The 23,248-nt window shown below is 55.5% G+C and carries 21 protein-coding genes and 1 tRNA gene; 16 read left to right on the forward strand and 6 right to left on the reverse strand.

What is annotated here, in order from left to right; genetic code table 11:
- Positions 1–17: 17 nt before the first annotated feature.
- From RSDT_RS07110 to dnaJ, 4 genes are all read left to right on the forward strand, one after another.
- Entirely contained in the window at positions 18–305 is a 288-nt protein-coding gene (locus RSDT_RS07110; RefSeq protein WP_197702116.1) for a DUF2172 domain-containing protein, read from the forward strand.
- A 24-nt stretch (positions 306–329) separates the two neighbouring features.
- Positions 330–833, forward strand: a complete 504-nt coding sequence (locus RSDT_RS07115) for a DUF4910 domain-containing protein (RefSeq protein WP_197702117.1) — start codon at positions 330–332, stop codon at positions 831–833.
- Between the two features lie 246 nt (positions 834–1,079).
- A complete protein-coding gene (rpoZ, locus tag RSDT_RS01165; protein ID WP_096399237.1) occupies positions 1,080–1,319 on the forward strand; it encodes a DNA-directed RNA polymerase subunit omega in 240 nt (79 codons plus the stop codon).
- Between the two features lie 24 nt (positions 1,320–1,343).
- Positions 1,344–2,453 carry a molecular chaperone DnaJ gene (dnaJ, locus tag RSDT_RS01170; protein ID WP_096399238.1) on the forward strand — a complete coding sequence of 370 codons (1,110 nt, stop codon included), beginning with the start codon at positions 1,344–1,346 and terminating at the stop codon, positions 2,451–2,453.
- Positions 2,454–2,460: 7 nt separating this feature from the next.
- Here the strand turns inward: dnaJ and RSDT_RS01175 are convergent, their stop codons facing one another.
- Positions 2,461–4,818, reverse strand: a complete 2,358-nt coding sequence (locus tag RSDT_RS01175; protein WP_096399239.1) for a heavy metal translocating P-type ATPase — start codon at positions 4,816–4,818, stop codon at positions 2,461–2,463.
- 259 nt (positions 4,819–5,077) lie between these two features.
- On the opposite strand from RSDT_RS01175, the gene RSDT_RS01180 reads away from it, so the two are divergent.
- From RSDT_RS01180 to RSDT_RS07265, 3 genes are read left to right on the forward strand one after another with little or no spacing between them, the layout of a single operon-like run.
- The gene (locus tag RSDT_RS01180) at positions 5,078–5,794 is read left to right on the forward strand and encodes a hypothetical protein (protein ID WP_096399240.1); all 717 of its coding nucleotides are present in this window, start codon (positions 5,078–5,080) and stop codon (positions 5,792–5,794) included.
- A 14-nt stretch (positions 5,795–5,808) separates the two neighbouring features.
- Positions 5,809–5,982 carry a hypothetical protein gene (locus tag RSDT_RS07260; protein ID WP_231941857.1) on the forward strand — a complete coding sequence of 58 codons (174 nt, stop codon included), beginning with the start codon at positions 5,809–5,811 and terminating at the stop codon, positions 5,980–5,982.
- Between the two features lie 19 nt (positions 5,983–6,001).
- The gene (locus tag RSDT_RS07265) at positions 6,002–6,175 is read left to right on the forward strand and encodes a hypothetical protein (protein ID WP_231941858.1); all 174 of its coding nucleotides are present in this window, start codon (positions 6,002–6,004) and stop codon (positions 6,173–6,175) included.
- Positions 6,176–6,179: 4 nt separating this feature from the next.
- Here RSDT_RS07265 and carA read toward each other — a convergent pair whose 3' ends face one another.
- From carA to RSDT_RS01200, 3 genes are all read right to left on the reverse strand, one after another.
- The gene (gene carA / locus RSDT_RS01190) at positions 6,180–7,310 is read right to left on the reverse strand and encodes a glutamine-hydrolyzing carbamoyl-phosphate synthase small subunit (protein WP_096399241.1); all 1,131 of its coding nucleotides are present in this window, start codon (positions 7,308–7,310) and stop codon (positions 6,180–6,182) included.
- A gap of 18 nt (positions 7,311–7,328) precedes the next feature.
- A complete protein-coding gene (gene carB / locus RSDT_RS01195) occupies positions 7,329–10,580 on the reverse strand; it encodes a carbamoyl-phosphate synthase large subunit (protein ID WP_096399242.1) in 3,252 nt (1,083 codons plus the stop codon).
- A gap of 95 nt (positions 10,581–10,675) precedes the next feature.
- Positions 10,676–10,752, reverse strand: a tRNA-Arg gene (locus tag RSDT_RS01200).
- 461 nt (positions 10,753–11,213) lie between these two features.
- Between RSDT_RS01200 and RSDT_RS01205 the strand changes: the two genes are divergently transcribed.
- From RSDT_RS01205 to ilvC, 6 genes are all read left to right on the forward strand, one after another.
- Entirely contained in the window at positions 11,214–11,861 is a 648-nt protein-coding gene (locus RSDT_RS01205; protein WP_096400344.1) for an HAD family hydrolase, read from the forward strand.
- Positions 11,862–11,939: 78 nt separating this feature from the next.
- Positions 11,940–12,242 (forward strand): YggT family protein, encoded by a 303-nt coding sequence (locus RSDT_RS01210; protein WP_096399243.1) that lies wholly within the window; start codon positions 11,940–11,942, stop codon positions 12,240–12,242.
- Between the two features lie 121 nt (positions 12,243–12,363).
- Positions 12,364–12,594, forward strand: coding sequence for a DUF465 domain-containing protein (locus tag RSDT_RS01215; RefSeq protein ID WP_096399244.1), 231 nt, complete (start codon positions 12,364–12,366; stop codon positions 12,592–12,594).
- Between the two features lie 2 nt (positions 12,595–12,596).
- A complete protein-coding gene (ilvB, locus tag RSDT_RS01220) occupies positions 12,597–14,288 on the forward strand; it encodes a biosynthetic-type acetolactate synthase large subunit (protein ID WP_096400346.1) in 1,692 nt (563 codons plus the stop codon).
- A gap of 11 nt (positions 14,289–14,299) precedes the next feature.
- A complete protein-coding gene (gene ilvN / locus RSDT_RS01225; protein ID WP_096399245.1) occupies positions 14,300–14,779 on the forward strand; it encodes an acetolactate synthase small subunit in 480 nt (159 codons plus the stop codon).
- Between the two features lie 42 nt (positions 14,780–14,821).
- Positions 14,822–15,865: a ketol-acid reductoisomerase gene (ilvC, locus tag RSDT_RS01230; RefSeq protein ID WP_408606734.1), complete on the forward strand. Its 1,044-nt coding sequence runs from the start codon at positions 14,822–14,824 to the stop codon at positions 15,863–15,865.
- Between the two features lie 133 nt (positions 15,866–15,998).
- Here the strand turns inward: ilvC and RSDT_RS01235 are convergent, their stop codons facing one another.
- On the reverse strand, positions 15,999–16,670 hold the full coding sequence (locus RSDT_RS01235; protein WP_096399247.1) for an adenylate kinase: 672 nt from the start codon (positions 16,668–16,670) through the stop codon (positions 15,999–16,001).
- A gap of 583 nt (positions 16,671–17,253) precedes the next feature.
- Here RSDT_RS01235 and RSDT_RS01240 point away from each other — a divergent pair.
- From RSDT_RS01240 to RSDT_RS01250, 3 genes are read left to right on the forward strand one after another with little or no spacing between them, the layout of a single operon-like run.
- The gene (locus RSDT_RS01240; protein WP_096399248.1) at positions 17,254–20,325 is read left to right on the forward strand and encodes an autotransporter outer membrane beta-barrel domain-containing protein; all 3,072 of its coding nucleotides are present in this window, start codon (positions 17,254–17,256) and stop codon (positions 20,323–20,325) included.
- A 57-nt stretch (positions 20,326–20,382) separates the two neighbouring features.
- Positions 20,383–21,303 carry a DUF362 domain-containing protein gene (locus tag RSDT_RS01245; protein WP_096399249.1) on the forward strand — a complete coding sequence of 307 codons (921 nt, stop codon included), beginning with the start codon at positions 20,383–20,385 and terminating at the stop codon, positions 21,301–21,303.
- Positions 21,304–21,309: 6 nt separating this feature from the next.
- Entirely contained in the window at positions 21,310–23,025 is a 1,716-nt protein-coding gene (locus RSDT_RS01250) for a 4Fe-4S binding protein (protein ID WP_096399250.1), read from the forward strand.
- Between the two features lie 20 nt (positions 23,026–23,045).
- Here RSDT_RS01250 and RSDT_RS07270 read toward each other — a convergent pair whose 3' ends face one another.
- Entirely contained in the window at positions 23,046–23,222 is a 177-nt protein-coding gene (locus RSDT_RS07270; RefSeq protein ID WP_231941859.1) for a DUF1848 domain-containing protein, read from the reverse strand.
- Positions 23,223–23,248: the final 26 nt, after the last annotated feature.

Here is a 23,248-nt window from a genome sequence, read left to right on the forward strand (position 1 = left end):
GCATCACAGGGAACGGCGTGCGTAATACACTGGCAATTTTGCAGGAATCGATTCCTGCTTTGACCATACATGAGGTTCCATCGGGAACACGTGTTTTTGACTGGACAGTTCCGGATGAGTGGAACATACGCGGCGGCAGCCTGATCGGCCCTGAAGGCGAAACAATTATAGATTTTACCAATCAAAATTTGCATATTGTTGGTTATTCTGAACCAGTTGACGTGATTTTACCGTTAGAAGAAATGCAGGAGCATCTGTACTCGCGTCCTGACATGCCTGACGCTGTTCCTTATGTAACATCCTAACTATGAAGACGTTGGGGATTTTGCTTGAAGGAACGGGTTGTTGCGGGATTCAATCTGACGTGCATGGGGGACGAGCGTGCCTATTCATATCTTTCCAGCAGAAAGGGCGGCACTTTGGCGGATCGGGGTGCGCTTCATGTCCTGAAGCATTTTTATCCTGATTTTGCCAGATACAGCTTTCTTGACCGTGAGAGCGACGAACGACAGTATTGCGCGCCGGGCATAGATTTACCGCTTTGTTCAGTCATGCGTACGAAATATAATTTTTTCCCCGATTACCATACATTATTGGATAATTTTGATCTTGTCACAGAGAAGGGGCTTGTCGGCGGATATACGGTGATGCGGCAATGCCTTGAAGCATTGGAAGAGAATGTTGTCTATTCCTCAAAAATATTGTGCGAACCGCTAGCCTATATCGACGGGAGAACACCATTATTGGAACTCGCGGACATCATTAATCTTGACATATTTCAATGTGCGGCAATGTCAAAAATTTTACTTGACAAAGGCGTCAGTTGCCGGTGAGCCATCATACCCCTGTCCACTCCTGCGCAACTGTGGGCTGCTGCTTTGGCGCGTTACTGCCGGACATGCTGGAGGCTTTAGTTCACTCACGCGATTGCCCTGTTATTTTATGCTGTCGTGCTTGACTTTTATTCCGGCGGCATATAACATTTTATATTAGAGCAGGCATATCCGGCCCTCAAGAATTTTCCGCCCTTCTTCCTTTATAACCGGCCGGGCGGGTGTATTGTTACGCATGGAGTCAACATGGCCCGTATTACCGTGGAAGATTGCCAGAAACGCGTGGACAACCGTTTTCTGCTGGTGCAGATGGCCATCAAACGTGTGCGCCAGTACCGTGAAGGTTATGAACCGCTTATTGAATCGCGCAACAAGGAGGCTGTCACCGCCCTGCGTGAAATCGCCGCCGGCAAGGTGATGCCCAACGACATGAGCCTGTACGTACCTCTGCCGGAAGGCATTGAAGCCCCGAGTACGGAAGACTGACACCGTTTTGCCGATACTATATTTATGACTCAGCGCGACTATTACGAGGTTCTGAACGTCACTTGCGACGCAGACGGGGATGAGATCAAGCGGGCCTACCGCAAACTGGCCATGCAGTACCACCCTGACCGCAACCCCGGCAATGCCGAAGCCGAGCAGAAGTTTAAGGCTGCCGCCGAGGCATACGACGTGTTGCGCGATCCTGAAAAACGCGCCCGTTATGACCGCTTCGGCCATGCGGGAGTTCAGGACGGCGGGGCTGGCGGTTTCGGCAACGCGGAAGACATCTTTGCCCATTTCAGCGATATTTTCGGCGATCTTTTCGGTTTTTCCTCCGCCTCACGCGGGCCGCGCGCCATGTCCGGCGCGGATTTGCGCTATAACCTGACCATCAGCTTTGCCCAAGCCGCCAAAGGCGATGAAATTACATTAAGCCTGCCAAAACGTGTGACATGTAAGGAGTGCGGCGGCAGCGGCGCGGCGCCGGGGGTCAAGGCCGAAACCTGCCGGCAGTGCGACGGCTCAGGCCAGATACACCGTTCACAGGGGTTTTTCCAGATCGCCATGCCCTGTCCTATCTGCAGGGGCAGCGGCCGGATGATCCTCAAACCCTGCCCGCGGTGCCGCGGTGAAGGCATTATGCCTGAAATGCGCGAACTGCTCGTGCGTGTGCCCGCCGGCGTTGACACAGACACCCGCCTGCGCGTGCGCGGCGAAGGGGAACCCGGCGTCCACGGCGGCCCGCCCGGCGATCTCTATGTGGTGCTTTCTGTAGAACAGGATAAATGCTACCGGCGCGAGGGGCAAAATCTGCTCTACACGCAGGAAATCACCTTTGTGCAGGCCGCTCTGGGGCACAGGATAGAAGTGCCGGGCCTTGACGGGCCGCTGCCGCTCGAAATTTCCAAGGGGATACAAAGCGGCACTCTGTTGCGCCTTGGGGGTGCGGGGCTGCCTTTTCCCGGACGCAGCCGGCGCGGCGACATGCTCGTTGAAATCAGGGTGCTCACGCCGACCCGCCTGTCGGACAGGCAGGTGGAGCTCTTGCGCGAATTTGAAAAAGCCGGAGAAGACCGCCCGGTGGAAAAAGTCAAACGCGTAGCAAAAAAAATTAAAAAAGCCATGGGAATATAGTTATCCGTTATACACTGCTGCGAAAAAAACGCAGTCTGAGTGCATTCATAACGACAGAAAACGACGACAGGGCCATGGCCGTGCCCGCCAGCATGGGCGAGAGCATGGGGCCGCCGAAAACATGCAGCAGACCGGCTGCAACGGGCAGGCCCAGAATATTATAGCCAAAGGCCCAGCACAAATTTTCCTTGATATTCCACATGACAGCGCGCGAGAGAGCGACGGCCGACAGCACGGCCCCGATGCCGCCGCGCATAAGCACTATATCTCCCGCTTCGGCGCTCACGTCCGTTCCCGTGCCCAGCGCCATGCCGACATGCGCCGCGGCCAGCGCGGGCGCGTCGTTCACGCCGTCGCCCACCATGCCCACAATTTCGCCCTCGGCCTGCAGACGCCGCACAATGGCGGCCTTCCCGTCCGGCAGAATTCCGGCCATTATTTCATCCACGCCCGCTTTTGCGGCGACAGCTCGGGCCGTGTGTTCATTGTCGCCGGTCAGCATAAGCACACGCACGCCCATGTCGCGTAATTTTTGCACCACAAAGGCGGATTCCGGCCTCAGCGTGTCTTCCAGGGCAAAAATGCCGGCAAAACGTAAATTCGTTCCCTGTCCGCCTTGTCCCAGCGCCAGAACAAGCGGCGTCTGCCCGGCCTCGGCCATGCGCGCAAGCAGACCGGCAGCGCTCCCGGGCAGCGAAACCGCGCGCCCGGACATAAAGGCCGTACTGCCCACAGCCGTCATGTAGGCGCGCCCGTTCAGCACAACAGTGCCATGTATGCCGAACCCGGGGAACACTTCCGCATTTTTAACGCAGCCCGGCGGGCACTCCCGCCTGCGTGCCGCGTTGACAAGCGCGAGAGCCAGAGGGTGTTCCGAACGTCCTTCCAGAGCTGCGGCCAGGGCAAGGCAGACGTTTTCGCTGATCCCGTCGGCCGCAAACGCCGCGTTGTCAGGCGGGTAAAAGCCCACGAGCGCGGGGCGGCCCATTGTCAGCGTGCCTGTTTTGTCGACAGCCAGAACCGTGACGCGGCATGCGGTCTCCAACACCGCTCCGTTTTTGATCAAAATGCCGATCTGTGCTCCCCGGCCCGTGCCCACCATAATGGACATGGGCGTGGCAAGACCCATTGCGCAGGGGCAAGCCATCACCAGCACGGCCACAAAAACGGTGAACGCCGTGGAATACGGCTCGTTGCTGAACACAAGCCACGCCAGCGCCGCCAGTAGGGCAAAAAGCATGACAAAAGGCACAAAGTAATAACTTGCCCTGTCCGCCAGCCGGGCTATGGGAGCCTTGCTGCCTTGCGCCTTACGCACCAGGCGTATGATGTGTGCAAGCTGCGTCTGCCCGCCGACTTTTTCCGCGCGCATTGTCAGCACGCCGGCGCCGTTCACGCCGCCGCCGGCGAGTTTGTCTTCCGGCGCCACAGACACGGGCACAGACTCGCCCGTCAAAAGTGAAAAATCTATAGCACTCCTGCCGGCCAGAACCACACCGTCCACAGGGATGCGGCTGCCCGGTCGGACAAGCAGCATGTCGCCCGCCCGTACTTCGTGCGCGGCAATCTCCACCGGCGGAGCGCCCGCATCATCCGGGTCAAGGCGTAAGGCCGTGTCCGGCGCAAGGCGTATCAGCGCGCCTATGGCGTCTGCCGCCTTACGGCGCGCCGCCATCTCCAGAAAACGGCCGAATTCTATCATGGTCAACAGCACGGTGCCGGATTCATAGTACAGATTCATGGCCCTCGCGCCAGCATCCTGCCCGAAAAGCCCACCTGCCGTGTTGACCAGACTGAACAGAAAGGCTGCGCCGGTGCTCAGAGCAACCAGACTGTCCATAGTCGGGGCGCGGTGAACAAGCGCCGCAAAGCCTGTCAGATAAAAATGCCTGCCCAGCCAGACCACCGGCAGTGTCAGCACAAGCTGAACGAGCATAAAGGCCGCCGGAGCGTGGTGCGGGTCAAGCCGCGCCGGCAGTGCAAGCCCCAGCATGTGCCCCATAGAAAGCACAAAAAGCGGTACGGCAAAAATGGCCATGCAGCAAAGGCGTGTCAATGCGCGCCGCGCGTCTTCCCGTGCTTTTATCTCGGAGGCGGCAAATGCCTCCCGTGCGTCAGAATTTTCGTCCTCCGCAACCTGCGCGGCGGAAAAGCCAAGTTTGGCCGCACATTCCGGCACAATGCCGGCAACGGCCTCTTCCTGTCCCGGCACAGGCCAGACAAGCGCCGTCGCTGCGGCCAGATTGACGCTGACCTTCGCAATTCCGTCCGCACGGCCGAGCACGCGCTCAATGCGGGCGGAACAGGCTGCGCAGCGCATGCCGCCTATGTCGAATCGCAGCGGAGGGGCGGTTTTCTTATCCATATAAACTCCAAACGGTCGTCACAGACGCCTGTTGAAGACAGTAGCGAATCACGGCGGACATACCAAGAGCAATCCAGGTCGTATATATCCGCAGCCGGCATGTCCATTATTTTCGGAATATCCATTGCCCTGCCGGGCAGGAAAATGCCGATGGCCTCAACCGTCCCTGAAAAAGTAAATCTCTCATGCAGACCTCTCTCTTTACAAGCGGACGCAAGACGCATACAAAAACAAAGTTTTTCAAGTCACCGGAGAAATAATGCTTATATACCGTTTATGCGTCCTGTTCTGCCTTGGGGCGCTGCTTGCCGGCTGCGGCGCCAAACCGGTTGTTGTCATAGAAAAAGAGCAATTTGCCCAAATGGCCCGGCGCATGCCGAAAGAACTTCAGGTGCGCCGGCTGCTGAACAGCGACAACGCCTACACCCCCGCCCTTTCGCTTGCAGGATTCCGAAATTATGGCGACACGCTTTTTCACAGGCTTTCCCCGTCATTCATGTTCGGAGATTCGGGACATGTCTATCTGGGGGACACCTTTGCCGCAACCCTTCAGCCGGAAAGCAGAGTTAAACACAGGCCCAACGGCTTCAGCATAAATCACCCGACACAGAAGCTCGACCTGAATATGGTGGCGATTGTTGACTGGAACAGCGACGGCGAAACGGAATGGCTCATTTCCTGCCTTGTGGAACCAAAGACAGGCGGCGGACGCAGCCGCAACTACTATGTGCTGGTGCCGCCGCCGCGCAACGACACGGAACAGCTCAAAGGCACAGCAGCCGCTGTGTACGAATGTTTTGGACTGGCCTGCAATCTGTATGTGCGCGACAGCCGTGTCATCAGCCGTACGGCTGATGACACGCTGATTGCCCCCACAGAAGTGCAGGATTTTATGCCGGGCCTGCAGCCGGTCACAACCCCGCCTTCCGGTACGCCCGGCAAAAAACAGTCAGCCATGGAAGAACGCAGTCTGTAGCCGCGCCCGCTGGGATGCGGACCAAGACGCGGCATGATGACGCTTCTCTTGTCATCGCCGCGGTTATGGCGCGACAGCCGTACGCCATTCGCTTCTTCAAAAGCCGCCCTTTGCCGCAAGAAACAGCCGTGAAAACAAAAAACGTCGCCACCATCGGCCCCGCTTCCAAATACAAAGGACAAGCTTAAAGATCTGTTTGAAGCAGACGTGAGCGTGTTCCGGCTGAATTTTCCCTACGGCGTGGCGTCGGAATTTGTCAATATCATAGAGTGCATCTGTCCGACGCAAAGCGTCTGTATGGGTCTTATCGGCAGAAGGGCGGCAAAGATTACGGCAGGCAGGGAATTTGGCTATTCCGGCTTTGCGGCCGATTATGGGTAGGTTTTCAGAAGCTTGCGGCCTGCGTTATCACGTCATAAAAACGGCTGAACAGATACCGCCCGTCGTGCGGTCCCGCAGCCGCCTCGGGGTGGTACTGCACGCCCATGACAGGCAGGCTTTTGTGCCTGAGCCCTTCCAGGGTATGGTCGTTGAGGTTGACGTGCGTCGCCTCCACATCATCCATGCCGTCAAGCACAACGTGAAAACCGTGGTTTTGTGAAGACAGTTCGATGCGTCCGGTTGTGATGTCCTTGACAGGGTGGTTGCAGCCGTGGTGGCCGAAGCGGAGCTTGGCCGTTGTGCCGCCGAGCGCATGGCCGATGAGCTGATGGCCGAGGCAGATGCCCGTGACGGGAAAATGCGCAATCAGTTCGCGTGTGAGGGCTGTTTCTTCCGTCAGCGCGGCGGGATCTCCCGGTCCGTTGGAAAGAAAAACCGCCTGTGCGCCGCTGGCTTTTGCCTGCTCCACGCTGAAAAGAGGCGGCACAGCCAGTGGTTCAAAGCCCGTGGCGACAAGTTCGCGCAGAATATTCCATTTGATGCCGTAGTCGTACACGAGCAGCCGCACGCCGCTACCCTGCCAGGCATAGGCGCCGGCCGCAGAAAAGCTCGCCGGCCGCAGACCGTTGTTTGTCCAGAAATATGGTTCCCGCGCCGCGACAAACGGCACAAGATTCTGTCCCTGCATGGGCGGCAGGGCGCGGGCGCGTTCCTGCAGGAAACGCGGCACAAGGTTTTTTGTGGAAATCATGCCGCGCATGGCGCCGTGCATGCGCAAATGGCGCGTGAGGGCACGGGTGTCTAGGCCCTCTATGCCGGGCGTGTTATGACGTTGCAAAAAATCGGGCAGAGACATGACTGCCCGCCAGCTGGAGGGTTTTTTGCAGCATTCCTTCACGAGCAGGGCGCGCAAATGCACGCGGTCGGACTCCATATCTTCATTGTTTATGCCGTAATTGCCGATCAGCGGCCAGGTCATGCACACCATCTGACCGTAGTATGAGGGGTCTGTCAGCACCTCCTGATAGCCTGTCATGCAGGTGTTGAAAATAACTTCGCCGCCGGTCTCAAATTCGCCTGTACAAGACTTGCCGACAAGGCTGAAGCCGTCTTCAAGCGTGAGTAATGCCTGCACGAAACAACCCCTGACTGGTTAAGACGCGGCATGCCCGCCGGCGCGCGTATAATATTCTTGGAGGCTTTCCACATGGATCACGTCCCGGCGGGAGCCTATGGCTATGGCTGTGGCCCTTGCGCCCGAGATGGTGGTACAGTAGGGCGCCCCGTATAACAGCGCGGCGCGGCGTATGATCCGTGAATCCTGCGCGGTTCGTTTGCCCGAAGCCGTATTGACCACCAGCGCGACTTCGCGGTTGATCAGCATGTCCACAATGTTGGGCCGGCCTTCTGAAACCTTGCGGACGGTTCCCGCCGCAAGGCCGTTGCCGCGCAGCACGGCTGCCGTGCCGCTGGTGGCGAGCAGTTCAAAGCCCAGACCGGCGAACATGGCGCCCATTTCGGGCAGAAAGGGCTTGTCGCGGTCGTTGACGGAAAGAAAAATTCTGCCGCCTTGCGGCAGCAGCTGCCCCGCGCCGAGCTGGCTTTTGAGAAATGCCTCTCCAAAGCCGCTCCCCATGCCCATGACTTCTCCTGTGGAATGCATTTCCGGCCCCAGAATAACGTCCACACCGGGGAAACGGTGGAAGGGCAGCACAGCTTCCTTAACGCAGGTGAAGCCGCTGCGGCGCATGCTCCAGGGGTCGAGTTCATCTAGGTTTTTGCCGAGCATCACCTGTGTGGCGAGCGCGGGCAGTGGCACGCCAGTGGCCTTGGAAACAAAGGGCGCAGTGCGCGAAGCGCGCGGGTTGACCTCAAGGATATAGAGGTCGTCGCCCTTGATGGCGAACTGAATGTTCATCATTCCCCTGACCCGGAGTTCACGCGCCAGAGCTTCTGTCTGAGCTGCGATCAGCGCCATGTTACCGCAGGAAATGGAAAACGGCGGCAGCACGCAGGCCGAGTCGCCTGAGTGTATGCCCGCTTCTTCGATATGCTCCATAATGCCGGCGAGATACACTTCTTCGCCGTCGGAAAGTGCGTCTACGTCCACCTCTGTCGCGTGTTCCAGAAATTTATCTATCAAGATGGGATGTTCCGGTTTTTCCGGCATCTGCTCGCGAAAATACGCGGTCAGTTCCTCGGCGTCGTATACCACGGCCATGGCCCGCCCGCCCAGCACATAACTCGGCCGCACCATCACAGGCCAGCCTATGCGCCGGGCCGCTTCCAGCGCTTCGCTCAGGTCTTTGGCCGTGCCGTTGGGCGGCTGCAGCAAATCAAGTTTTTTGATAACAGCCTCAAAGCGCTCACGGTCTTCGGCGCGGTCGATAGCGTCGGGCGAGGTGCCCAGAACGGGCACGCCCGCGCGCATCAGCGGCACGGCCAGATTGAGCGGCGTCTGCCCGCCGAACTGCACGATCACGCCTTCGGGTTTTTCCTTCTCCACAATGTTCATAACGTCTTCAAAAGTCAGGGGCTCAAAATAGAGACGGTCAGAGGTGTCGTAGTCTGTGGAGACAGTTTCCGGATTGGAATTGACCATGATCGCCGTTATGCCGGCCTCGCGCAGCGCAAAGGAGGCGTGGCAGCAGCAGTAGTCAAATTCTATGCCTTGGCCGATGCGGTTCGGCCCGCCGCCCAGAATGATCACCTTGCGCTTGCCGCTCACGTCGAGTTCGTCGCCCTGTTCGTATGTGGAATAGTAATAGGGAGTACAGGCTTCAAATTCCGCCGCGCAGGTGTCCACCAGATAATAGGTTGGTTCAATGCCCATTTCTTTGCGTAGACGGCGGATGTCGCCTTCTGGGCGTTTCCACATCTGCGCGAGCTGGCGGTCGGAGAAACCGTATTCCTTGGCTTCGCGCAGCACTTTGGCGAGGTGCCCGTTGGCGCTTGTCATGTCGTTGGCTATGCCGAAGTCGTGTATGCGGATTTCCATGTTCACAATGTCTTTGATCTGACGGATAAACCAGGGGTCAATGGACGACGCGGCTGCGACGTCTTCTTCGCTTGCGCCGGCAAGCAGGGCGTCGCGCAGGGCGAATATGCGGCGTGAATGCGGCTTCACTAGGGCTGCGAGCGCGTCATCGCGCGCAGGTGGGGCGCCGCGCAGGCCGTTGCCGAGGCCGAAAGCCCCGATTTCCATAGAGCGCAAGCCTTTCTGCAGCGCCTCTTTGAAGGTGCGGCCTATGCTCATGCCCTCGCCCACGCTTTTCATGGAGGTGGTCAGCTCGTCCGCCGCGCCGGGAAATTTTTCAAAGGTGAAGCGTGGTATCTTGATAACGCAGTAGTCAATGGCCGGCTCAAAGCCGGCTGCTGTTTCGCGGGTGATGTCGTTGCGCAGCTCGTCCAGGGTGTAGCCCACGGCAAGTTTTGCCGCCAGTTTGGCAATGGGAAAGCCCGTCGCCTTTGACGCCAGCGCGGACGATCGCGAAACGCGCGGGTTCATCTCAATCACCACCATCTCGCCGTTGCGCGGGTTGACACCGAACTGCACATTGCTGCCGCCCGTTTCCACGCCTATTTCGCGCATGATGGCTATGGAGGCGTTGCGCATTTTTTGGTATTCCACGTCAGAGAGGGTCTGTGACGGCGCCACGGTGATGGAATCGCCCGTGTGTATGCCCATGGGATCAAGGTTTTCAATGGAGCAGACGATCACGCAATTGTCTTTTTTGTCGCGCATGACCTCCATTTCAAACTCTTTCCAGCCGAGCACGCTCTGTTCAAGCAGCACTTCCCTTGTCGGGCTTGCGTCCAGACCGTGCGCCGCCATCTGTTTCAGGTCTTTCTGATTGTAGGCAACGCCGCCGCCGGCGCCGCCGAGGGTAAAGGCGGGGCGCACAATAATGGGTAAAGGCAGGATATCGGCAAGGCGGCGTACGTCGTCCATAGTGCGGGCAATGCCGCTGGCCGGCACCTTGAGGCCGATGTGTTGCATGGCTTCGCGGAAGAGTTCGCGGCTTTCCGCTTTTTCAATAACCTCGGCGCACGCGCCTATCATTTCCACGCCGTATTGCGTCAAAACGCCGCTCCTGGCCAGCGCAAGAGCGGCGTTTAATGCCGTCTGGCCGCCCAGTGTCGGCAAAAGCGCGTCAGGGCGCTCCTTGCGTATAACGGCGGCAAGGGTTTCTTTTTCAATGGGTTCTATATATGTGGCGTCGGCCAGTTGAGGGTCTGTCATTATGGTGGCCGGGTTGGAATTGACCAGCACCACCCTGTAGCCCTCTTCTTTCAGCGCCTTGACGGCTTGTGAGCCGGAATAGTCAAACTCGCAGCCCTGGCCTATAACGATAGGGCCGGCGCCGATGACAAGAACAGTATGTATATCAGTACGTTTTGGCATAAACCTCCTCTGCGGATGTCGGGGAGCTGCAAACAAAAAAGTCCATAATGAAAAATAGGTCACTCCAAACAATGGATATACCTATTGTTTTTACTTGGCGCGCCCAGAGGGATTCGAACCCCCGGCCAAGAGCTTAGAAGGCTCCTGCTCTGTCCATCTGAGCTATGGGCGCGCAGGGGATTGCGGTATCGGACAGCCATGCGGGGGAGTCTATTGCGGTTTTGAAGCTGCCGTCAATTCCTTATTCCTGCATCCTCCGTTGGGGCGCAGACAACAGACATCCGCTCCGTCAACCCCGGCGGAACGTCCCAGTGTAACAATATTTCAAAAACAGTACCACCGATAAGCACATTGTCAAACATGCCGGGCAAGACGCCGCAGCGTCGTTGGATAATCAGATATAGTTTCAACACTGCCTAGGTCGCCGCAACAACAAAACAGGGCCTGACACATCGCCGCAACTTGCCGTCAATACAGAAAAACCAGAAAGCCGGCAAAAAGGTGGCTCTTTTTGTGCCACATTTGTATACTGCCTTGCGCGCCGCTCTTGCCAACGCATTTTCAACAGGCAGGAATTGTTGCGGAAACAAGGAAGTGTATCCGGATCGTCCGGTACCACCGGAGGCAAACAGCGTGACAAAAACACTTTTTCCCGATGGTCTTGTCGGCGTAATCTTTGACTGCGACGGCGTGATGATAGACTCCCGCGACGCCAACAGGGAATACTACAACCGCATTCTGGCGTATCTGGGCATGCCCGCCATGACTTCCGAACAGGAGTGTTACGCCTTTATGGCCACAGCGCGTCAGGCGCTGTGCCGCATACTGCCGCCGCACCTGCACGCCTGCCTTGAACAGACGGCAAACGCCGCTGTCAATTACGCCAGGGATATTGTTCCCCTGCTGCGCCTGCAGCCGGGTTTTCTTGAGTTTATTGAACGCCTGCACGCCGGCGGCCTGCGGATGGCGATTGCGACAAACCGCGTTGATCGCGGGCTGCAAACGGTTCTGGACTTTTTCGCGCTGCCTCCTTATTTTGATCCTGTCGTCACGGCGAGCAACGCGGCCCCCAAACCTTCCCCTGAAGGGACGAGGATGATCTGCAAAGCCTGGGGCGTTGCGCCATGCCGGACGCTCTTTGTGGGAGACAGCGAACACGACAAAACAGCGGCGCTCGGCGCGGACGTGGTGTTTGCCGCGTTCAACGGCGACGGTTTGCAGGGCCACATCACGGTCTTGAATTTTGTGGAGCTTGCACAGGCGCTTGCCGGCGCGCTTTGAGGCCTCATGACTTAATTATTGCGAAATAGAAACAATAAAGACAGAGTGTCGGTCGTTATCGCAAATTCGGGAGACGATATGATTGTTCTTGCCAATACGCTGGGCGCCGTCGCCATGGTGCTGGGTTCCCTGCTCAATCTGTATTTCTGGGTTGTCATCATTGCCGCTGTGCTGACATGGGTGCGCCCTGATCCGTACAATCCTGTAGTGCACACACTGCGTCTTCTGACGGAACCCGTATTTTACCGGGTGCGCAAATGGCTGCCCTTTACATATATGAGCGGCCTTGATTTGTCGCCTGTCGTTGTTTTACTGGCTATTGAGCTTGTCAACCGCATTGTGATCGCTTCCATGGCCCAATATGCCCTTGCCTTGCGATGAGGGCGCTGGTATTCATGAAAACATGAATGCGCCGCAGGGCATGTCTGCAGAGCAGTTCGGTTTTTCAAGGTTCAACTGCTCTCGGCCATTGCAGCAAAAAATCCAACACTGGAGATTTTTTATGGATCAGCATGAGATGAGCCTTCTGAAACAACACATGCCCAATAATCCGGAGCTGAAATCCTTATGGGAAGACCATGTGCTGTACAACAAGCAGGTAGAAAAACTGGAAGGCAAATCCTTCCGCACGCCCATAGAAGAACAGACATTAAAACAGTTGAAAAAACAAAAACTTGAAGGTAAAACAAAACTGATGACCATTCTGGACCGTTTGAAAGAACAGGAAAAATGATTATGGAATGCACAGGCGCGTGGATTGTTCTTGAATCCTTAAAGCGTGAAGGCGTGGAAGTGCTGTTCGGCTACCCGGGCGGCGCTATCCTCGATATTTACGACGAGCTGCCGAAGCACCCAGAACTGCGCCATGTGCTTGTACGCCACGAGCAGGGAGCCGTGCACGCCGCCGACGGTTATGCCAGAGCCTCGGGCAAAGTCGGAGCCTGCCTTGTCACATCCGGTCCAGGCGCCACCAATACAGTCACGGGCATTGCAACCGCATATTGTGACTCCATCCCCCTTGTTGTGATCACAGGGCAGGTTCCCACGCAACTGATCGGCAATGACGCCTTTCAGGAAGTGGACATCGTGGGAATAACCCGCTCGTGCACCAAACACAATATTCTTGTCAAAGACGTGCGAAAGCTTTCCATGACCATCCGCCGGGCCTTTTATCTGGCGCGGTCCGGCCGCCCCGGCCCTGTGCTTGTGGACCTGCCGAAAGATGTCATGCAGGCCAAAACAGAGTTTATCTGGCCGGATGAAATAGGCATGCGCAGTTACAACCCTACCTGCAAGCCCAATTTAAACCAGCTCAGACGCACGGCCGAAGCACTCGCAAGAGCCAGGCGTCCCGTGCTCCTGGCGGGCGGCGGCGTTATTATGTCCAACGCCGCGACGGAACTCACAAGCCTCGCGCGCAAGCTGCGAATTCCCGTGACAGGCACCCTGATGGGGCTTGGCGCCTTTCCGGCCACGGAACCGCTCTGGCTCGGCATGATCGGCATGCACGGCTCTTATGCCGCCAATCTCGCCATAAACAACGCCGACCTGCTGGTGTGCGCCGGCGCGCGTTTTGACGACAGGGTAACGGGCAGGCTCTCCGCCTTCGCGCCGAAGGCGCGCATTGTGCATATTGACATTGACCCCACATCCATCCGTAAAAATGTTGAGGTGGACGTGCCTGTGGTGGGCGATTGCCGCCTCTCGCTGCAGGGCGTCATGGAAATATGCGATACCAGGTTTGCCGGAGAAGACTGGGCGGACAAACACGCGGACTGGCTTGACGAGGTGGGGGAATGGAAAGAAAGCAAACCCCCGGCCTATCAAAAAAACGGCAACATCAAGCCGCAGCATGTGGTGGAGGCCCTGTTTGAAATCACCGGCGGCGACGCGGTTATTGCCACAGAAGTAGGGCAGCACCAGATGTGGACCGCCCAGTTTTATGCATTCACAAAACCTCGCACACTGCTCACCAGCGGCGGCCTCGGCACGATGGGTTTCGGCTTCCCTGCCGCTATCGGCGCGCAATTTGCCCTTCCCGATAAAAAGGTGATTGTCGTGGCGGGCGACGGCTCCCTGCAGATGAACATCCAGGAGCTGGCTACCGCTGTGGCAAACAGGCTGCCGGTCAAGGTGGTCATTTTGAACAACCGCCACCTCGGCATGGTGCGGCAATGGCAGGAACTCTTTTACAATGGAAATTACAGCTCCACCAACATGGAAGCTCAGCCGGATTTCGTTAAACTGGCTGAAGCTTACGGCGCTGAGGGATACAGGATTGAAAAACAGGAAGATATGTTGCCTGTTCTGAAAAAAGCGCTCGCAACGCCGTCTCCGGCCTTCATTGACGTGATGGTGGAGCGGGAGGAAAACGTCTATCCCATTGTGCCCGCCGGCGCGGCCCTTGATGAAATGCTGCTCGTATAGAGGAAATGACTATGCAACGACACGTGCTTTCCGTGCTGGTGGAAAATGAGCCCGGCGTGCTCTCCCGCGTTGTGGGGCTGTTCAGCGGACGGGGCTTCAATATTCACTCTCTCAATGTGGCGCCGGCACTGGAAGACGGCGTTTCCCACATGACCATAACGACATTTGGGGACAGCGCGATTGTTGAACAGATAATGAAGCAGCTTCACAAAATTGTGACTGTCATCAGGGTGGTGGACTTTACGGACATTCCTTCTGTGGAACGGGAAATGATGTTTATGAAAATGCAGGCGGAAGGACCGGCGCGCGACGAGATTCTCCGCACGGTGGAAATATTCCGCTGTAAAGTCGTGGACGTGAGCCCCACCGAAATGACCATTGAGGCCACGGGGAATCACGAAAAACTTGAAGCCATCATCAACCTGCTGCAACGCTTCGGCATCAAGGAAATAGCGCGCGCCGGCTCTGTCGCCATGCGCCGTTCCAAATAAGCGGATGCCCGGTTATACTGGAAGCGCGTCGGGAGCTTCAGCATTGCGCACAGTCACCATTATACCATTGCAAAGGACAAGCAGATGAAAGTGTATTATGATCAGGATGCGGATATCAATGTGCTGAAAAACAAAACCGTGGCCATCATCGGCTACGGGAGTCAGGGCCATGCCCACGCGCAAAACCTGCGCGATTCCGGCGTCAATGTGATTATAGGTCAGCGCCAGGGCGGACAGAACTACGACCTTGCCGAAGAACACGGTTTTATGCCTGTATCCGCCGCTGAAGCCGCAGGACAGGCTGATATGATCATGATTCTCCTGCCGGACGAAGTGCAGTCGAGCGTGTACGAAAAAGACATCAAGCCGCATTTGACAAAGGGCAAGGCCCTGCTTTTCGCCCACGGCTTCAATATACATTTTAGCCAGATCAGACCGCCTGAAGACGTGGATGTTTTTCTGATCGCGCCCAAGGGGCCGGGGCATCTCGTGCGCCGCACCTTTGCCGAAGGCGGCGGAGTGCCCTGCCTTGTGGCCATAGAGCAAAACGCCACAGGCAAGGCGTTGCACCTTGCGCTTGCCTATGCCAGGGGCATTGGCGGCACACGTTCCGGCGTTATTGAAACCACTTTCAGGGAAGAAACGGAAACCGACCTCTTCGGAGAACAGGCCGTGCTGTGCGGCGGCGTTTCAGCCTTGATAAAGGCAGGCTTTGAAACCTTGGTGGAAGCCGGCTACCAGCCAGAAATGGCGTATTTTGAATGTATGCACGAACTGAAGCTGATTGTTGACCTTATATACGAGGGCGGGCTTTCGCGCATGCGCTATTCCATAAGCAACACGGCGGAATTCGGAGATTACGTCTCAGGCCCCCGACTGATCGGCGAGGCCGTGAAACAGGAGATGAAACGCGTGCTCAAAGACATTCAAAGCGGCGCTTTTGCCCGCAATTTTATTGTGGAAGCACGTGCCGGCCATCCCATGTTTCTGACAACGCGGCGCAACGAGTCTGCACACCAGATTGAGCAGGTGGGCGCAAAGCTGCGAAGCATGATGTCATGGCTTAAAAAAGACAAAAAAAGCTGATCGGGCATAGTTCAACGACGCAAAAAAATGGAAAGACCGGCTTTGTCAACAGCCTCACGCAAAAAACTTGGCGTCGTATGGCGTACCGGTTTCTTGCGTCTGTCCTGTCAGCACAAATCAACATCCGGTCCCGCTACGATAGTTTGGAAAGCAGGGTCTCCCTGATGGAATCAATGCTGCCTCCGCCGTTGAGTTCAATATACTTCGTCCTGCCCCCGTCGGCCAGTTTTTTGTAATAATAGGCCGCGGCCAGCGTGCCGTTCTGCGTGTTGTAATAAATGTCGTGGCGCTTGTTGATGGCGGTCTCGTCCTGATCATCGCTGCGCGCTGAAAGCCCGGCACCGCAAACGCGGCATTTGTCGTCCTTGGGTCTGATGGCGTCAATAAAAATATTATTGGGGTGATTATTGTTTTTCTTGCAGAGCCGCCGTCCTATAATCCTGTTTTTCGCCACTTCGCACGGCAGCAGAATCTCCACAACATAGTCAAGGCTCATGCCCTCTTTCTGGAGCGCTTCCCACAGCTTTTCCGCCTGCACCATGTTGCGCGGAAATCCGTCCAGCAGCCAGCCGTTTTCCCCCTTGCTCTTCAATGTTTCCAGAACCATAGAGATGGTAATGTCATCCGGCACCAAATCGCCGCGGTCAATATATGCCTTGATTTTTTTGTCGAGTTCCGTGCCGCCGCCGATATGCTCGCGGAAAATGGCGCCGGATTCGATATGAGCAAGATTGTATTTCTGCCTGATCAAATCACCCTGGGTGCCTTTGCCGCTGCCGTTGGGTCCGAAAATCAGAATATTCACACTGCGACTCCTTGGTGTGACAGTATAAAAAATTTTATAGTTCTGACAAAAATATATTTCCAAAAGTGTAGTACAAAAAAAACACATTGTCAACGACTTCGGGAACTCCCGCCAGGGCGGAGGCATCTCAAATTTTGGCTCCACGCAACGGCTTTTTCCATCATGCCCGGTTTCAGGCAGCCGTAAAACGGACGGTTCAAAAGCATGACCTGTTGCGGCTCAAAGAAATACAGATGCGTCTTGCTTTCCGTTCGCAATGCCGCTTGACAGCCACCGCGTTTTGTGTGTAAAAGTAGCAACTACTTCACCGGACTGTTTTTGCATTGTTCGGCTTGGTTTTCTTAAAGGACGTAAAGGCATAGTGCATGTGGTCAGGGCAAGGACAAATTTTCCCGCGCGGAGCGGAGAGAGATTCGGGCGAAGCTGACGGTTTCGGCCCGATTCTTGCTACACACACACACACACACACTAACTCCGCAGTGCCGCGCTGTCCGCCGCAAGGTTCAGCGCGGCTTTCGGCGTTTCCTTCGGACATGGTGAATTCAGCATTATCGTTTACATATAAAAACAGGGGAAGGAATTTATGAAAAGAAACTACGTAAAGCAGTTTATGGTTACTCTGATAACCATAACCATGTTTACAGCGTATCCGTTTTTTACCCGGGCGGAAGATCTTAATGGTGGTGGAAAGTTGCCTTCAGACTTGTCCACCGGCTTGATTGATCTAGCAAGAGGGGAAACGGGCGGTTTGAAAAAACTTATTTCTGATGCTGTAGAGCTTGCTATAACCAGTTTTGGTGGTACAGCTTTTCCGTCAGATGCGATGATTGAACCAACAACAAATCTTGGTGGATACCATTTCAAGGATTATGCTGGTAACAATGCTGTACTATATGGCAATATCGGCAATCTTAGTGAAATTGTGTTCAACAATAATACAGTAACCTTTGAGGTGGGCGACAATCTACGAGGCGGCGGCGTATTAAGAGCTGGTGAGAATCAACAGATAGGCGCCATCGACAATGCTATTTTCAGTAATAACACAGTAACAAAAAATGGAGACGGCGATTTCCAGGGTGGCGGCATTATCGGAGCCTATCGGGGAACTATAGGCGATATCAGCAACAGTATATTTAACGATAACATCGTAACAGCCACCGAAATAATGCGTGGTGGTGGGATAGTTGGTGTTTATGGTGTTCAGGAAGCTTCAGCCATTGGTGCCCTTAAGAACAATATATTCAGCGGCAACACGGTAACAATCGCCGACACTATGGCAGGTGGTGGGATAGTTGGTGTTCATAGTAGTCAGGAAGCTTCAGCCTCTATTGGTGCCGTTAAGAACAATATATTCAGCGACAATACGGTAACAATCGACGCAGTAATTCGTGGTGGTGGGATAGTTGGAGTTTACACTGATAACCTGCAAAGTGCCGATGGGACATATATAGGAGATATTACAGATAACATATTCAGCGGTAATACGATCATTGCTTCTGGAGTTGTTGGTGGTGGTATTGTTGGTGCTGATACATACAGCACAATAGGCGATATTGTCAATAATGTTTTCGATAACAATACTGTAATTACCACGGGCTCACTTTGGACAGGTGGTATTGTTGGTGCTTTAAATCAGAGTACTATTGGCGATATTATTGATTGTACGTTCACCAACAATGTTATTTCTGCTATAGATATTAATGGCGGTATTGTTGGTACTTTAACAAGTACAATAGGCGATATCAGTGGCAGTATATTTGCTGATAATACAATTACAGCAAGAGGTAATATACGTGCCGGAATACTGTATCTTGAAGATAGTTTGACAGTCACTGATAGTCAGTTTACAGATAATATATTTACTTCTTTGCAGACGTATGATTCGGGTCGTGTATACGGTGGTGCCATTACACTGGATACCGGCACCGACATCGCCGCTTCTTCTGGGACTTTGTCCTTAACTATAGTTGCAACTGCCGGCAACACAACGATTTTCCGGAACAACGAGATTAATGATATTGATGGAAAACGGACCAATTCCATCTCTATCCGATCGACGACACCGATAATCGAACCCCATAGCAATGCTGACGCGACTCTTGTCATTTCCCCATTCTCGGGTGGTGATGTATATTTGTATGACCCCATCTATGTGGAACAGGACAACGGTAAAACATTCGGAATGGAAGTTACTCAGGATGGATACTTTTACTGGGGCGGCGATAACAAGTTTATTGTAGACGCGCCCGATGCTGAAAAAAATATTGTCAATTTGCGTCAGTATACTAATACATCGTTAATGAGCGGTTTCAATTTGGATGCGCCCAATCACGATTTTAATATGAGTCGTTATGCAAATCTGCATATATATCCTGGAAGCAGCATGACTGTGCATGCGGCCGATTTAAGAGGAATGTTAGCATTTTATCTGCGAGGTATTCCAGTCAATAATCAAGATAATCCAGTGTTAACTGTTACAGCGGACAGCATCAGTATTGATGGAATGTGGCCACAACTAGATTTCTCTGGCGATGTTGAACCATTGCAGTTTGGCGACAAATACTATCTGCTTCGCGGAAGTACAGAATTGGCAGGTAATATTAAAGACAGCGGAATTCAAACAATACAACACGGTTCTCTTCTTGAATTCACTTTTCAGTTGAGGAAAGACGGCGACAACGACTTCGTTGCTGAACTTATTGAATCTGACGGCCCAGGCGGCGGTGGTACTCCTGTTGTACCCGGTGCCAAATCGATAACCGAAGGAGCCTCTGTTGGGGCAGCTCTTGCCAATCAGGGTGCGGACCTTGCGGCAGGCGCAGGTATGGGAAGCGCAATCAATTCTGCGAAAGAAGATGCCTGGGGTGCTTTCGCTGTTGTTGATGCAAGCAGCATGCGTTATAACACCGGTTCATATATTGACACAAGCAGTGTAAATTTGATGGCCGGTATTTCACGTAATATAAATACGGAAATCGGTAAACTGACTGCCGGTGCCTTTTTTGAATATGGTGGAGCTTCATACGATATTCATGGAAGCGGCAACACTTCCTATATTGGTGGCGGTTTGCTGGGTCACTTAAAGTTCAATGATGTCGGCCCGGGTCACTTCTATACAGAAGCCGCGGCCCGCATCGGTGGACTCAATAATGATTATGAATCCACCAGACTGAAGGATGTTTCCGGACGCAAGGCCTCGTTTGATACGGAATCGACGTATTACGGTATTCACGCCGGTGTGGGCTATGTGTGGAACATCACCGAGGAAGCCTCTCTTGATGTGTACGGCAAATACTTCTGGTTGCACCAGGACGGCAATGACGCAACAATTTCCACAGGCGAACCGGTAAGTTTTGATCCGATTGATTCTCATCGTCTGCGTGGCGGAGCTCGATTTGCCTATGCAATCAACGAGTATATCAGCCCTTATATCGGTGCGGCCTTCGAATATGAATTTGACGGCAAGGCAAGAGCGTCTGTATGGGGCTATGATCTCAAGGCTGCGAAGTTCGAAGGAGAGACGGGCATTGGTGAAGCGGGTTTGGTTTTTAAACCTTCCAGCAAATCTCCGTGGCTCGTTGATCTCGGCGTGCAGGGCTATGTCGGCAAACGCGAAGGCGTGAGCGGTTCCCTCCGCGTGGGACTGGAATTCTAGCGGACGGGTGGACGGGATACGGAAGAAACCGTGTGATCGACTGACAGGGAGCGGACTATGCAACGGCGTGATTTTTTGAAATGGCAATTAGCCGGCATCGGCATGCTCGGCGTCAATGCCTCCATGCTGACGCTGGCTGGAAAAGCGCTGGCCGACACATGCCCCGATGTAGCGGTTGTGAAGGGGGCTCCCGGTGCCGCCGCTAGGGCCGCCGTCAATATGCTCGGCGGCATGTCGCGTTTTGTTAAACCGGGCCAGAAAGTGGTGATCAAACCGAACATGAGTTTTGCCCAAGGGCCGGAGACGGCAACGAACACTCATCCTGAAGTCGTGCGGGAAGTGCTTGTCATGTGCAAAGAGGCGGGCGCCGCCCGTGTTCGCGTGCTGGATCATGTTTTGCAAGACCCGGAACTGTCCATGACCCGTTCGGGAATACGCGATATTTGCGACGGGGTGGAGCCGGGCGTCTGCCGTTACCTTACGAATGTTTCTTTTTATCAGGACGCAGAGCTTGCTGAAGGCCGGGAGATGCGGACCAACGCTTTTATGTGCGACGCGCTTGATGCGGATGTGATTATTGCCGTGCCTGTTGCCAAAAGCCACGGCTCGGCCGGGGTTTCTCTTGCGATCAAAGGTCAGATGGGCCTGATTTATGACAGGCGTATCATGCATTCACGCTATGATCTCAACACCTCCATTGTTGATTTGGCGACACGCGTCAAACCTGGTCTGGCAATCATTGACGCCACGCGGGTGCTGACGACCAATGGCCCGGGCGGCCCGGGCAAGGTGATTCAGCCGGGCGAGGTTATTGCCTCGGCGGATCCGGTGGCGGCGGACGCAACGGCCGTATCGTCCTATGAATGGTACGGTCGCAAGATGCAGCCGCGTCAGGTGGGGCATATACGTCTTGCCCATGAGCGCGGGCTCGGCAATATGAATATTGAGGCATTGACTGTTCGAAGAATCGTCCTTTAGGCGAAAATGGCGCGGCATTTCAAAAAACGCGAGGCTCGCCGTCTGACGTTTTGTGTGCAGACGGCGAGCCTCGCGACTTTTTTATTTCTGCTGTTCAGCGTGGCCGGGTCATTGGCGGAACTGTGGCTCCCGGCGGACATTTTTCTGCGTTTGGATCCGCTGGCGGCCCTGCTCATGCCCACGGCCGACCGGCAATGGGTTCCGACACTTGCGCCCGGTCTCGCGCTTCTGCTTCTGACCGTGGCGGCCGGCCGGTTTTTTTGCGGCTGGATTTGCCCTTTCGGCGCCACGCTGACACTGATTCGCCGACTGACAAAGTCATTCGCGCCCTGTTTGAAAAAAGACGCCTTGTCCAAGGCGGGATGGCGGCATATCAAGTATTTCGCCCTGCTGGCTATGCTCGGTGCGGCCGCGCTGGGAGTCAACGATTTTTACTGGGGTTCTCCCATCCCGCTGATAACCCGTTTTTATGCGCTTCTGCTGCACCCTTTGCTGCTCTTGCTCGGCAATTTCGGTCTGACGGTCGGGCAGCCGTTGTTTGCGGCTTTCGACTGGACAGGCCTGAGTTACCTGCAGGTGAATTTACGTCGTTTTGACAGCCTGTATTTTCTTTTGGCTTTTTTTGGCACGCTGTTTCTGCTTGAGCACATACGGCCGCGTTTCTGGTGCCGCTATCTTTGTCCGGCGGGAGGGCTGCTCGCTCTTTTCGCCATACGTCCTTTCTGGCGGCGCAGGGTCGCGGCCTGCACACATTGCGGACGTTGCATGCGGGAGTGTCCCTCCGGGGCCATTGACCCGGACACTATGGAAACACGGCACGGTGAATGCTTTGTCTGTCGCGCGTGTGTGACCGCATGCCCCGAGCGCGGCGTCGCGTTCGGGCGCGGCTCTTTTGCCGCGCTCTCCGGCGGGGCGACTGTGGACGAAGAGGGCGGGCGCGATGCTGTCGGCGTCGGGGCGTCTTCTTCTCCCCTGCCGTCGCGGCGGGCTTTTTTGGGCGCGACCGGCATGGGCATGCTTTTGGCAGGCGTGCAGCGCTCCGGCGCGCACAGCCTGCTGGGCGCGGACAGTCGAGAGGGGATCCTGTCGGCAGCCTGCATCCGTCCGCCCGGAGCAGTGCCGGAATCCCGTTTCTCGGCGCTTTGTCTGCGGTGCGGCGAATGCATGAAGGTTTGCCCTGCCAATGCTTTGCAGCCTGCGTGGCTGGCTGCCGGGCCGGAAGGTTTGTTCAGTCCTGTGCTCACGCCCAGACTCGGGCCCTGTGAACCGGGGTGCAATGCATGCGGCCGTGTGTGCCCCAGCCAGGCCATTGCCGCATTGCCTTTGCCGGAAAAACAATGGGCAAAAGTGGGGACGGCCGTTGTGCTGCGCGAGCGTTGTCTTGTGTGGGCGGAAGGGCGGCGTTGCATGGTCTGCCAGGAAGTCTGCCCTTATGGCGCGGTAAAGATTTTGCAACAGAAGGGCATTGCGGCGCCGGCGCCTGTTGTCGACGCGGCACGCTGCTATGGCTGCGGGTATTGCGAACGCCATTGCCCGGTCAGGGTGTCGGCCGTTGTGGTTGAGCCTCTCAATGCCCTGCGTTTGAACAGAGGATCATATATGGAAGCCGGCATGTCAGCCGGTTTGAGCCTGAAGCCACAGAACAGGGAGGGTGCGGGCGCCGCTCCTGACAAGACGCGGGCACTGCCGGAAGGCGAACTGCCGCCGGGCTTCAACGAATAGCCTTCGCGCCGCGTTGTCCTTCAGGCATTGGCGGCATCCTGCAAAACGCCGGTGTGACGCGCTGCCGCAGGGGCGCGGGGACGGCATGGATGGGCTGCCAGACGTTTACGGATTTTGCGGTATACGTCCAGAAAACTGAAAACCAGTTTGTCTGTATGCGGGCTCAGCACGCGTCCGAGCGCATTGATGCGCCGCAACAGACCTTCTGGAGACAGCCCGTCGC

The sequence above is a fragment of the Candidatus Desulfovibrio trichonymphae genome, from assembly GCF_002355955.1.
Classification (GTDB): domain Bacteria; phylum Desulfobacterota; class Desulfovibrionia; order Desulfovibrionales; family Desulfovibrionaceae; genus Desulfovibrio; species Desulfovibrio trichonymphae.